Raw genomic sequence first — 12,958 nt, 5'->3', positions numbered from 1 at the left:
GTTACCAAAGCCACGAAAGTGGAATTTTGTCTCTAAATGTATGGAAATAATAAGAGGGTGTGAGTCCTGTAAATTTTTTGAACTCTTTAATAAAATGTGTCTGATCAAAATAGCCACACTCGTACGCTATGGAGACAAATTTAAGATGACTTTCACCTCGTAAAACAGCGCTATTCATCATCCTTAATGTTTTGATAAATCGTGCATTATTATGAATGTGCTTAAAGGATTCTCCAAAGACTTCAAGATATTGTTTCTGGATCCACCTTTCACTGTAACCGCACTCTTGCGATAATAATTTTAAAGAAGGATAATCATGTCCACCCATAAGATAATTTGAAATATTTTTTTGAAAACAATATTTTTTTGATAATTGCTTCATAAAATAACGCTCAAAAACTTCAATCATCCCATCTCCTGTGGGCATAGACTCTAACTCTTCAAAAAGCAATTCTCCTTCGTATTTTCCCCATATATCGTTGATACTCAGATCTTCATTTCGAATTTCAAAAGGTGAAATACCAAATACTTCGTAGAGGACATGCGGATAGAGCGTTACTTTAAAGCTTTTGACTAATCGTTTAGACGATAAACTCTCTTTTTGAAAAAAGTCCATCCATGTGCCAATGCCGCTTTTTACATAGGTTCCTTTGTCAATATCAAGCTGTATACTTCCTTCTTCAATAACTTCATTCAAACTTCCATAAAAATCAAAGACAAACTGCGTCATAAAGGAGGGGAAAAAGCGTGTAATATACTGCTCACGGGTATCTTCTACTGCACTGATGATAGAGACATATGAATGAATATAAGGTAACAGAGATGGAGTTTTTGGAAATGCTTTTGTGTAATCGCCATGAGGCGGCATTCCCGTATCTACAAACATTTTCTTCCTTCAAAAAGCTTAAAACAATCATCGAATTATATACTAAATAGCCAAACTCTTTGTTCGCTTTTTTACTATAAAAAAATATCACGCTTATATACACTTTCAGCATTTAAACGACAATGGAGATTCGATGATGAAGAATAAGCTAATTTTAGTGTCCTGTGTTTTGCTGACTCACCTATGTGCAACCAGTGATGACTTGGCACTCCAAGTAGGTGTGGGCGCAACAACGAGTACAAGCCCTTACAAAGGCGTTTCAAGTGTTACAATGCCCTTACCCGATATTGAGCTTACGTACAAAAGTGCTTTTATTGAAGGTATCAATATGGGATACAATTTTTACGATACCAAAACCTTACAAGTTGGAGTTATCCTACTTCCTGTACTTGCAGGCTATAAAGGCAAAGATAGTAATGAGTTAAAAGGTATGGACAATCGAAATATGTCCTTAGAAGGCGGACTCAGAATGAAATACAATTTTGAGAATAGTTTTTTAAGCGGTACTGTTTCGCGTGATGTCAGCGGTACCACAGATGGCTATACCTTTAATGCAGCGTATAACTACACACTTTTTGAGACAAGAAATTCAGGTCTGTCACTCTATGCGGGCGCAGAATACCTCAGTGATAAGAAAAGCAATTATTACTACGGTGTCAAAGATAAAGAGGCAACCTTCGCACGTCCAAGTTACCATGCCGATGGTGCCCTCAACCCTTTTATTGGCTTAACGCAAATCTTTGCCTTTAGTGAGACATGGTCGATCATTGCTAATGTCGAATACAAGAGATTTGACAGCACAATTTATAAAAGCCCTATTGTGGATGACCATTATCAAGTGGCTGGATACTTGTCTATCATGTATAGCTTCTAAAGATGTCGCTATTTGCTTCTATCTGTTTCAAAAGTCCTCTGGACTTTTGAAATACTCTTCATTTTCACTTTACATGTAATCTCTTTTTTATAGCACTCCTGATTCTATTTTGTGCTACCATAGATATAACTTTTCTTATGGGAGGTTATTATGCGTTATATTCGTTTCTTCAATGAACTCCATATCAGCGATATTCCCCTTGTAGGCGGGAAAAACGCAAGTCTCGGTGAAATGTACCAAAAGCTATCTACCAAAGGTATCAAAGTTCCCAATGGTTTTGCGACAACCAGCGAGGCTTACCATCTGTTACTTAAAGAAAACGGTATCAAAGAAAAAATCAAAAAGCTTTTAGCAAACCTAGATATTTCAGATACGCTTTCACTTCAAAAGCGTGGTCTTGCCATCAGAGAGCTTATCTTGGCTTCAACACTGCCTACTGAGCTTATCCAAGAGATTGAAAGTGCTTATCATATGCTCTCTCAAGAATATGGTTCAGAACATATTGATGTTGCTGTGCGTTCATCTGGAACAGCCGAAGATCTACCTGATGCTAGTTTTGCAGGGCAACAAGAGACCTTTCTCAATATCAATACATCTGAAAAACTTTTACAAAGTGTGAAACAGTGCTACGCTTCGTTATTTACAGATCGTGCCATTAGTTATCGAACAAGTCGAGGGTTTGACCATTTTAAAGTTGCCCTTTCTGTTGGCATACAGAAGATGGTACGAAGTGATCTTGCTAGTAGTGGTATTATGTTTACCATTGATACAGAGAGCGGCTCAGAAAATCTTATTTTAATTAATGCTATCTGGGGATTGGGTGAAAATGTCGTTAGTGGTAAAGTCAATGCTGATGAGTTTTTTGTTTTTAAACCAACCCTTAAAAAAGGGATCAATACCATTTTAAAACGCTCTTTAGGCAGTAAAAAAGAGAAAATGCTTTACAGCGATGAAGCTCATACTATCAATGTTCCCACAACAGAGGAAGAGCAAAATCATTTTTCCATTACGGATACGGAAGTGTTGATTCTAGCGCATCAAGCACTGATTATTGAAGAGTATTATAAACGTCCAATGGACATTGAGTGGGCGAAAGATGGTTTAGATGGCAAACTCTATATCGTTCAAGCACGTCCTGAAACAGTTCAGAGCCGGCTTCAAAACAGTATTACCATCGAAAAATATACGCTGAATCGCACCAAAGATATAAAACTTATCACTTCTGGTCGTGCGATAGGTGAAAAAATTGGCAGTGGTGAGGTCAAAATTATCCATAAAACTTCTGAGTTTGCTTTATTTAAAGAAGGTGATATTTTGGTTGCCGACACAACCAATCCTGATTGGGAACCTATTATGAAAAAAGCTTCAGCCGTTGTCACTAACAGAGGTAGTAGAACGTGTCATGCTGCTATCGTTGCACGTGAGATCGGCGTGCCAGCGGTGGTCGGGTGTGGCAATGCAACCGAAGTGTTAAGCAATACTCAAAAAGTAACCGTTAGTTGTGCACAGGGCGATGAAGGACATATATACGAGGGTGAAATTGCCTTTACATGTAAAACGATAGACCTCAGTTCTTTAAAGCAGACGAAGACCAAACTAATGATGAATGTGGGCAATCCTGCTGAAGCGTTTAATCTTGCTAAAATGCCAAATGATGGTGTAGGCCTTGCTCGAATGGAGTTCATAATGACGCATTCCATTAATGCTCATCCGATGGCACTGGTGAATATGCACAAAAGAAATCCTGTGCAAGATGAGGATGCCATTAGAGCTTTTATGAGCCCCTACACCGATGCTAAAGAGTTTTTTCTCCAAAAAATCAGTGAAGGTGTTGGGATGATTGCCGCGGCGTTTTATCCCAAACCCGTCATCATTCGCACCAGTGATTTTAAAAGCAACGAATATCGCAATATGCTAGGAGGTCTGGCGTTCGAAGCAGTCGAAGAAAATCCAATGATAGGCTTTCGTGGAGCAAGTAGATACTATGATGAAAGTTACAAGGAGGCTTATGCGTGGGAGTGTGAAGCACTCAAGCGTGTACGAGATGATATGGGGCTTACCAATGTTGTCATCATGCTTCCTTTTGTACGTACACCTGAAGAAGGGCAGAAAGTTATCGGCATCATGAATACCCAAGGTTTAATACAAGGTGTGAATGGACTTAAAATTTACGCGATGTGCGAGATACCTGCCAATGTCATCATCGCCGATGACTTTTTAAATATCTTTGATGGCTATTCGATTGGATCAAACGATCTTACCCAACTTATCTTAGGTGTGGATAGAGAAAGTGGAATGATTGCTCATATTTTTAACGAACGCAACCCAGCTGTGACTAAAATGCTAAAAATGGCGATTGACGCGTGTAAAGCAAGAGAAAAATACATTGGTATTTGCGGGCAAGCACCTTCTGATTATCCTGAAATTACGGAGTTTTTAGTTAAAAATGGGATAGATTCGATCTCATTAAACCCTGATTCACTGTATAAAATGCACCAAGTGGTTGAGAATTTGGAAGAAAAATTGCGTTAATGTTGCATGGCAGATAAGGACTCTTCGTGGCTGAAGAGTCTTTTCTCAATTTCATCAGTTGTGGCCTCGCGCAGACCAATGACCGTTCCATCAAATATGATTGTTACACCAGCAAGAGGATGATTTGCATCCAAGATAACGCGATCTTCTAAAATTTCAATGACTGTATACGAAAGCATCATCTCATCATCGGCATCTTCACTAAAAACCATTTCAACATTTTGCCCTACTGCAAGATCATCTTCAAACATATTTCGCTCTTCATCCAATACAAGCTCTTGTTTATACTCACCAAATGCTTCTTTAGGAGACAATTGCATATGAATACTCTCTCCTACACTTTTGCCTTCCAAGGCTTTTTCAATTTTTTCAAATATATCACCGTATCCGCCATGAAGATACACAAGTGATTGTGCGCCACTGTCCAAAAGGTTATTCTCAGTGTCAAAAACAGTGTAGTCGAGTGTTACGATACAATTTTTTTTGTATAGTCAAAAGAGTCCTTACATGTAAAAAGTAAAAGCCACTCTTTTTGAGTGGCTTTTGAGGTATTAATTGACGAGTTCGTAATTTTCTATGAGATTAAAATTGAGATATTTGTAGACTTTATCGGTCTTACCCGCCAATTTTTTAGGCACTAAACTCATATACTCTTCAACACTTGGAAGCCTACCTAGAAGTGCACATAGAGCTGCTAATTCTGCGCTACCCAAATAAACTTTAGAGTTTGGTCCCATACGGTTATCGAAGTTTCTGGTGGATGTTGAAAAGACAACAGCACCTTCTTTAACATTGGCTTGGTTACCCATACAGAGAGAACAACCTGGAATTTCAATACGAGCACCAGAAGTACCAAAAATAGAATAATAACCCTCAGCTGTCAGTTGATCTTTATCCATTTTGGTAGGTGGTGCGACCCAAAGGGTAGTAGGAACTTTTCCTTCGCCTTGAAGAACCTCACCAAGGGCTCTGTAGTGACCAATGTTTGTCATACAACTTCCAACAAAGACTTCATCGATTTTTTTAGGGCGATTATCATCTGCAAGAATTTCACTGAGGGTTGCAACATCATCGGGATCATTTGGACAAGCAAGAATTGGCTCTTTGATTTCGTTAAGATTAATTTCAATGACTTCAGCGTACTGTGCATTGGCATCCGCTTTAAGAAGTTTAGGATCTTTGATCCATGCTTTCATTTTATCGGCACGTCTTTGCAAAGTTTTAGCATCTTGATAGCCTGCTTTAATCATTGCTTCAAGCAACGTAATGTTCGATTTAAGGTATTCAACGATTGGCTCAACATCCAATGCTACAGCACATGCTGCTGCACTTCTCTCAGCACTTGCATCACTAAGCTCAAACGCTTGTTCAACCTTAAGTTTTGGAAGCCCTTCGATCTCTAAAATACGTCCTGCAAAGATATTTTTTTTGTTTTTCTTTGGAACAGTGAGCAACCCTTTTTTAATTGCATAGTAAGGAATAGCATTGACAAGGTCACGAAGGGTAATACCTGGTTGCATTTCACCTTTAAAACGCACCAAGACTGATTCAGGCATATTAAGAGGCATACTCCCTGTAACGGCAGCAAAGGCAACGAGACCAGAACCCGCTGGGAACGAAATACCAATTGGGAAACGAGTATGGCTATCTCCACCCGTTCCTACTGTGTCGGGAAGGACCATACGGTTAAGCCAGGAATGGATAACGCCATCTCCTGCTTTAAGGCTAACACCTGATCGAGAAGTTATAAATGCGGGTAACGTATGGTGAAGTTTAACATCGCTCGGTTTTGGATATGCTGCCGTATGACAGAAACTTTGCATGACAAGATCAGCACTAAAGCCAAGGGCTGCAAGTTCTTTGATCTCATCTCTGGTCATTGGTCCTGTGGTATCTTGACTTCCGACGGTAAGTGTATGTGGTTCAACATACATACCGGCACGAACACCTTCAACTCCGCAGGCACGTCCGACCATTTTTTGTGCAAGTGTATACCCTACCCCTTTTTGTTCGCTTGGTTGTTCTGGTTTTGCAAAAATATTTTCTGCACCCATTCCAAGACTTATTCTAGCTTTTGTGGTCAATCCTCGACCAATGATAAGAGGAATTCTACCGCCAGCACGATACTCGTCTGCTAGGGTATTTGGTGAAAGTTTAAATGTTGAAACTACTTTACCATTTTTTTCAATTTTACCAGCTAAAGGATAGACATCAATCAAATCGCCTGTTTCTAAACCTTCAACATTGACTTCGATCGGTAATGCACCACTGTCTTCTGCTGTGTTAAAAAAGATTGGTGCGATGGTCGAACCTAAGATTAAACCACCTGTTTTTTTATTTGGAACGTTGGGGATTTCACGTCCCATCCACCATTGGATAGAGTTAATGCCTGATTTTCGACTACTTCCTGTTCCTACAACATCACCGACATAGGCAACTTCATACCCTTTTGCAATCAACTCTTTAATTTTTTCATTGGAACCGGGAAGTCTTTTAACCAGCATTGCATTAGCATGGAGAGGAATATCACTTCTCGTAAACGCTTCACTTGCAGGGCTAAGATCATCGGTATTGGTCTCACCTGATACTTTTAAAACGGCTACGGTAATTTTTTCTGAGATAGTTGGTTTTGTTGTAAACCATTCTGCATTTGCCCAAGAAGTCATCACTTCTTTAGCATAGACATTTGTTTTTGCTAAAGTTTCAATATCATTAAATGAGCTATAAACAAGCACAGTATGTTTTAGAGCATTGCAAGCTGCACGCGCAACGGCATCGTCTTTTGAACTAAGAGCATCGACAAGAGGTTGAACGTTATATCCACCAAACATAGTTCCCAAAAGTTCAATGGCATAAACAGGTGAAATTGCTTTACATGTAACTTTTTTTTGAGCCACATCATTCAAAAAAGCTGCTTTTACATAAGCGGCTTCATCCACTCCTGGTGGAACTCTATTTGCGAGAAGATCGCTTAAGAAGGCTTGATCACCCTCCTCTTTTTTTAAAAGCTCGACTACCTCTGCTGTTTTTTTGGCATCAAGAGGCAAAGGAGGAACACCTAACTTTGCTCTTTCATTCACTTCTGCTTCATACGCTTGGAAAAAACTCATTGTGACTGACTCCTTGTATGTGATTGATTCGTTAAACAATGATTTCGCGCTGACCTTTAGCATTTTGAGATGAAAGGATCCCCATGGCTTCCAGTTGCTCTACAATCGTTGCGGCTCTATTATAGCCAATATTTAATCTTCTTTGAATATAAGAAATTGAGCTCTTTCTTTCATTAAGGACAATGGCTTTTGCGTCATCAAAAAGCTCATCCAATTCACCACTTTCTTTGCTTCCTGATGAAGAAGAAAAGCCCTCTTCACTCTCTTTAAGAAAACTCTCATCGTATACGACTGGGCGCTGTTTCTTGAGGTATTCAACCACTCGGTCAATCTCATCTTCACTGGTGTATGGAGCATGCAAACGGATGAGTCCAGAAGTGCCTGGAGGGGTAAAAAGCATATCGCCATTTCCAAGCAATGAATCAGCTCCCATGGCATCCAAAATGACTTTTGAGTCGATTTTTTGCCCTACTTTAAAACTAATTCTAGAAGGTAAGTTTGCTTTAATAAGACCCGTTACAACATCAACAGATGGTCTTTGTGTCGCAACAATAATGTGAATTCCACTTGCACGTGCCATTTGTGCCAAACGTGCTATATAAAATTCAACATCTTTGCCACTGGTCATCATAAGGTCTGCTAATTCATCAATAATAATGACAATATAAGGAAGTGGTTCGACGCCAATACTCTTGGCTTTTTCATTGTAATTTTCAATATTTTTAGTTTTAGAACGACTCATAATTTGATAACGTCGCTCCATCTCACTGACCATATTGGCAAGAGCAATAATGGCTTGTTTAGGTTTTGTGATAACAGGTGTTAAAAGATGAGGAATATCATTATAAATCGAAAATTCCAACATTTTAGGGTCAATCATCAAAAAACGTAACGTATCGGGTGAATTGCGGTATAAAAGAGAAAGTAACATTGCATTAATACCCACACTTTTACCACTACCCGTTGTTCCTGCAATCAGTAAGTGTGGTAACTTTTTCAAATCGGTGACAAAAGCATTGCCAACAATATCTTTACCTAGCGCGATTGTTAGCGGTGATGAAGACTTCTTAAAGATGTCACTTTCTAAAATTTCTTTGAGATAAATGGTTTCGATCTTTTGATTGGGTACTTCAATTCCCACAACATCTTTGCCTGGAATTGGAGCTTGAATACGAATTGTTTTCGCTTTTAATGCCATTGCGAGGTCATCTTGAAGGGTTAAGATACGCGAAACTTTTACATGAGGTGCTGGTTTGAATTCAAAGGTTGTGACCACAGGACCAGAATACGTACGTACCACGTCACCTTCAATTTTAAAACGTCTGAGTTTTTCTAATAAGTCTTGAATCTTTTGATCAATCTCACTCTCGTTTACATGTATCGCTTTTGCAGGAGGATTGGCTAAAAAAGAGAGCGGTGGTAGTTTAAAATCTTTGGGTTTGTCACATTCACCTTGATCAATTTCTGAAAGTAACTTGGTATTCTCCGCTACTTCACTTAATATCTCGACTTTTTTAGCACTTTTAAGGCGAACAAGTGGCTTGTGAGGCTCTTCATTTTCAGGATAAAGAGGCGCGATAATAGCTGGATTTTCATCTGGAATATCATCATTTAAAATGATTTTATGCTCACTAAGAGATGTCTGTTTTTTACTATTTTTTGTCTTTTTTTTCTTCTGCAACAGACCTTTCTTCCTCTTCACCCTTATACTCTTTAATTTTTGTTTTGGTAAATGCTGGTTTCATAAAGGTTAGAAAATCACTAATGCTTGACTCAACAAGCAGTGTCATTGAAAGTAAAAAAATAGCAACAATAAAAAGCCAGACTCCCATAATACCAATAGAAGCCATTAACATATCAACGATTGATCGACCAAACGTACCATGTAATTCGTTTTTGATAATAATAGATTGAGCCATTAAAAAAGCAAATAGAAGAATCATTGAAGCAAGGAAGACTCCAATACGACGTTCTGTAAGTTTACTCTCTTTGTAAAGTGTAAAAGAAGGTAAAATCAAACAAAAATGGATAGACAAAAGCAAGATAACCAAACGTATTTTGATTTAATTTTCCAAGATATGCGCCAAATTTTCCAACTACAGAAGCATCAGGTAAAATAGTTGCTACGCCTAAGAAAAGGACAATAGCAATAAAAATAATAAAAAAAGTCTCTTTTAAGATAATAGATCCTTTACATGTAATAATAGTATTGATATTATAACAAATTATTACATGTAATCTAACAGTGACATTGAATTTATCTTCGACATAGTCGATAACATTGCTTGATAAGCAGTATTGATTGACTGAAATTCTAAGTATGCTTCTGCTGTATCAACCCCAATAACACTATTTTGGACAGCTTTTACATTAACGCTAAGCATTTCAGAGCGTGTATTTGCATCCGTTAATGCATTTGTTAACGCACCAATTTTTGTTTGCGCTTTTGTTACATGATCTGCAATATGATCAAGCTGTGTTAATGCATTTTGAATACCTATATTGCGTGGATCATCCGATGTTGAGTCCATACGAAATGTACCAGTACGCACTGCTGCTATCATCTCATCAAGTTGCTTAAACATATCAATCGATGGATTAGAGATTGTTACCGAATTATTTGCCATAAAGGTAAGAGCAGAACTCCCGACACCTGTAAAGTCAGTAGCACTTGCATCATACATTGTAAAATCAATCTTCGATGCAGACGATGTTTTGTCTTTGATAACAATTTTACCTTGAGAATCGAGATTTACATCAACACTATTTTTTGCAGTGCTTAGAGCAAAATTATATTCAGCAAGATTTGCATTGCCGATAGCATTGTTATAATCACTTGTTGCTTTGGTGACTTCAGCAGGAGAAGAGGCAGGATTATCTCTGATAATACCAGCATCAATAGCTTTTTGAATGTAACCAGCAGTTTCGGTAGAAATACCCGTTTTTGCAATAGTTGTTTGTGCTGCAAGGTTTGCAGCATCACCTGCAACACCAAAAGCTATGGCATTATTAATGGCTGTTTGTGCAGCCGTTGAAACGCCTTGTTTAGGTAGATTACCAGAAGTTGCCATACTAATGAGGTCATTAAGCTGTTGATAGGTCATATTATCAGCAGTTGTATTTAAATTTAAAGGATCACCGCTACCATTATAGATAGAAAAGGTTTCATTGGGTGATAGAGGATTATATGCAGGATTGGTAGGATCTGATGTTGCAACACCATTGCCATCAAGATCAACTGAAAAGGTTGTATTAGAAATATCTAAATTAAGCGTTCCTGTTCTTTGTACGCCATTTTTATCCGTAAAATTGAGAACGATTTGTTTACCATTCAAACTATTAACACCTGCAACATCAACAAGTTTTGTACTTGACGTTGCAAAATCACTTGTGCTTTTTATCACTTGAGAAATATTGCTTGAAAGTGTACTGCCGTCTTTCTCAAAACCTCTTCGCGCATAATTCATTGCGTCAGGAATTGAATCACCATGGGCTAAGACATTGGAGGCATTTTTCGGTTGTATAACGGTATTAAATGTATTAGTAGGATCATTTACCAACATACGTCCGTTGGAAACAGTAACAGAACCCGCCGCTAACCCGTATTCTGTTTCAACTGCTGTCATCAAATCTTGTACGGTTTTTCCACTGGTTGAAAACGATGTCGCACCAAAATCTAAATGGTCAACATCAGAAGGAAAAACACTGCTCAGAAGTGTTGTCGATGTCATACTGGAATCAGTTTTATTTTGCATAGGAAAATCTATGGCAAATGTACCTGTAGTCACTGAAACAGAACGCATCGTCAAATCAGGACTTGATGCAGTTGTTTCGTAGTTACTTTTGTTGAATGCAATGATGTCCACATTTGGTTGCGTCAATAAATTATCTACATTCATAATTTGTTTTGCATTGCCTGTCTCACCAGGGAGAGCATTTCGATCAATGGCTCCAAAGATATTCATATCTAAAAGCTGACTTCCCGATTTGAGATCTTTCACTTCAATTTGTCCTCGAGCATTCATGCTCACATCAACTACTTTATTGGATGCTGTATTACCGTAAGAATTTCCAATACTTTGGAGTAAATCAGAAACTTTTGAACTTGTATCGAGAGAGAGTACATTTGAAAAAGTCGTTCCATCGCTTTTTCTACCAGAAAGATAGAATACCGCTTTACCATCGTCTGTTGCACTATTGTTAGTATCACCAACAAGATCTCTAATGGTGTCTGACTCTTGTAAATATACTTGAGAAGAGGCAGTATTTTGACTGTTTGTAGTCATAATATCAGGATGTAATTTTGATTGATTATACATTGATACATTGGTGGAAACGACTCTATTGTAGTCTGAATCTTTTCCTAAAAAGAGAGATTGTCCTGTAATATTATAGGGAAGTTGAACACCTGAGCCTATCACTGCGGTTAAATTTTCTGAATTTCCTCGATACGTACCATCATTTGCAATTGGTTTTTGAGATAATGCTGAACCTGAAAATAAAAATTGTCCATTAACAGAAGTATTTGCCAAACTCACTAAATTATCTTTAATACCTTGTAAGTCATTGGCAAGTGCTTGTAAGCTTGTTGTTGAGTTGGAAGTGCTTGATGCTTGAACCAGTTTTGATTTGAATTGATCTAAGGATGAAGTAAAGCTACTTAACGCAGAATCTGTATTGTCTGCAAATGTCTTAGCCTTGGAGCTGCTTTGTTTAGATTGGTCCAATGTATCGACTTCATTACTAAGACGCATTGCATCTACATAGACACTTGTGTTCTCATAGCTATTTTGTATCTTTAGTTTACTATCAATTTGTTGATTAATATTGTACAATTTCTCTGTAGCGCTACGATAGTTACGAATTGACGTGTTAAATAAAAGTGAATTTGTGATTCTCATGATTTACTCCAAAGATTTTCTTTAATCACCTAAGCAATTTTAATTCCTTGTATAAAATATCGACTTTTTGGGCATATTCTTTAACTTTTTAAAAAAAATTATTGTCTTTTTTTAAAAAAAAATTGTACAATCCTCACACAAACACTTTATATTAAGGAATGAGCAATGAAAAAAGCGGAATTTATCCAAGCGGTCTCTGAGAAAGCGGGTCTTTCTAAAAAAGATAGTCAAAAAGCTATTGATGCAGCTTTAGAAGCCATCAGCGAAGCACTAGTTGCTGGCAAAGACGTAAGCTTTATCGGTTTTGGTACATTTAGTACTGCAACAAGAGCAGCTAGAAAAGCTAGAGTTCCTGGTACAAACAGAGTCGTTGATGTTGCTAAAACAACAGCTGTCAAATTTAAAGTTGGTAAAAAACTTAAAGACGTTGTAGCAAAAGCTTAATTCTTCACCTCAAAAAGCTTAGACATTCAGTTTTACTGATGTTTAAGCTTTTTTTTGTATAATTCCAACTCTTATTTACAGTGCCTGAGTGGTGAAATTGGTAGACGCGCTAGACTCAAAATCTAGTATGGAGACATATGCCGGTTCGAGTCCGGCCTCAGGTACCATCTCTTCTTTTAAACACAATCATAAAAGTTCATTTAACCTCATA

The 12,958-nt window shown here is 37.9% G+C and carries 8 protein-coding genes, 1 tRNA gene and 1 pseudogene; 4 read left to right on the top strand and 6 right to left on the bottom strand.

Annotation, left to right across the window (positions count from 1 at the left end; genetic code table 11):
• Nucleotide 1: 1 nt before the first annotated feature.
• Entirely contained in the window at nucleotides 2-886 is an 885-nt protein-coding gene (locus tag Sdiek1_RS08120) for a helix-turn-helix transcriptional regulator (protein WP_087438663.1), read from the bottom strand.
• Nucleotides 887-1,022: 136 nt separating this feature from the next.
• Between Sdiek1_RS08120 and Sdiek1_RS08115 the strand changes: the two genes are divergently transcribed.
• Nucleotides 1,023-1,760, top strand: coding sequence for a MipA/OmpV family protein (locus Sdiek1_RS08115; RefSeq protein WP_161492015.1), 738 nt, complete (start codon nucleotides 1,023-1,025; stop codon nucleotides 1,758-1,760).
• Nucleotides 1,761-1,910: 150 nt separating this feature from the next.
• Entirely contained in the window at nucleotides 1,911-4,292 is a 2,382-nt protein-coding gene (ppsA, locus tag Sdiek1_RS08110; protein ID WP_087438661.1) for a phosphoenolpyruvate synthase, read from the top strand.
• Here the strand turns inward: ppsA and Sdiek1_RS08105 are convergent.
• The 5 genes and pseudogenes from Sdiek1_RS08105 to Sdiek1_RS08085 all read right to left on the bottom strand — a co-directional run bounded on the left by Sdiek1_RS08105 (nucleotide 4,289) and on the right by Sdiek1_RS08085 (nucleotide 12,303).
• Complete coding sequence (locus Sdiek1_RS08105; protein WP_238098884.1) at nucleotides 4,289-4,720, bottom strand: FKBP-type peptidyl-prolyl cis-trans isomerase; 432 nt, start codon at nucleotides 4,718-4,720, stop codon at nucleotides 4,289-4,291. The two genes, ppsA and Sdiek1_RS08105, sit on opposite strands and share 4 nt — an antisense overlap.
• A 123-nt stretch (nucleotides 4,721-4,843) precedes the next feature.
• Entirely contained in the window at nucleotides 4,844-7,402 is a 2,559-nt protein-coding gene (gene acnB / locus Sdiek1_RS08100; RefSeq protein WP_087438659.1) for a bifunctional aconitate hydratase 2/2-methylisocitrate dehydratase, read from the bottom strand.
• 31 nt (nucleotides 7,403-7,433) lie between these two features.
• Nucleotides 7,434-8,915, bottom strand: a pseudogene (locus Sdiek1_RS08095) (DNA translocase FtsK); the annotation flags it as partial.
• A gap of 139 nt (nucleotides 8,916-9,054) precedes the next feature.
• Nucleotides 9,055-9,438: a DNA translocase FtsK 4TM domain-containing protein gene (locus Sdiek1_RS15215; protein ID WP_238098882.1), complete on the bottom strand. Its 384-nt coding sequence runs from the start codon at nucleotides 9,436-9,438 to the stop codon at nucleotides 9,055-9,057.
• 192 nt (nucleotides 9,439-9,630) lie between these two features.
• The gene (locus Sdiek1_RS08085) at nucleotides 9,631-12,303 is read right to left on the bottom strand and encodes a flagellin N-terminal helical domain-containing protein (RefSeq protein WP_087438657.1); all 2,673 of its coding nucleotides are present in this window, start codon (nucleotides 12,301-12,303) and stop codon (nucleotides 9,631-9,633) included.
• A gap of 165 nt (nucleotides 12,304-12,468) precedes the next feature.
• Here Sdiek1_RS08085 and Sdiek1_RS08080 point away from each other — a divergent pair, with 165 nt between their 5' ends.
• Nucleotides 12,469-12,747 (top strand): HU family DNA-binding protein, encoded by a 279-nt coding sequence (locus Sdiek1_RS08080; RefSeq protein ID WP_087438656.1) that lies wholly within the window; start codon nucleotides 12,469-12,471, stop codon nucleotides 12,745-12,747.
• Nucleotides 12,748-12,829: 82 nt separating this feature from the next.
• A tRNA-Leu gene (locus tag Sdiek1_RS08075) sits at nucleotides 12,830-12,914 on the top strand.
• Nucleotides 12,915-12,958 lie beyond the last annotated feature (44 nt).

The sequence above is a fragment of the Sulfurospirillum diekertiae genome (genome assembly GCF_002162315.1).
Lineage (GTDB): Bacteria > Campylobacterota > Campylobacteria > Campylobacterales > Sulfurospirillaceae > Sulfurospirillum.
Note: the sequence above shows the minus strand (reverse complement) of the source record. Positions and strands in the feature narration are given on the sequence as shown.

Bases quoted from the DNA above. Each gene is read 5' to 3' on its own strand.
- Sdiek1_RS08120 (WP_087438663.1), bottom strand. From the start codon at position 886: ATGTTTGTAGATACGGGAATGCCGCCTCATGGCGATTACACAAAAGCA.
- Sdiek1_RS08115 (WP_161492015.1), top strand. From the start codon at position 1,023: ATGAAGAATAAGCTAATTTTAGTGTCCTGTGTTTTGCTGACTCACCTA.
- ppsA (WP_087438661.1), top strand. From the start codon at position 1,911: ATGCGTTATATTCGTTTCTTCAATGAACTCCATATCAGCGATATTCCC.
- acnB (WP_087438659.1), bottom strand. From the start codon at position 7,402: ATGAGTTTTTTCCAAGCGTATGAAGCAGAAGTGAATGAAAGAGCAAAG.
- Sdiek1_RS08085 (WP_087438657.1), bottom strand. From the start codon at position 12,303: ATGAGAATCACAAATTCACTTTTATTTAACACGTCAATTCGTAACTAT.
- Sdiek1_RS08080 (WP_087438656.1), top strand. From the start codon at position 12,469: ATGAAAAAAGCGGAATTTATCCAAGCGGTCTCTGAGAAAGCGGGTCTT.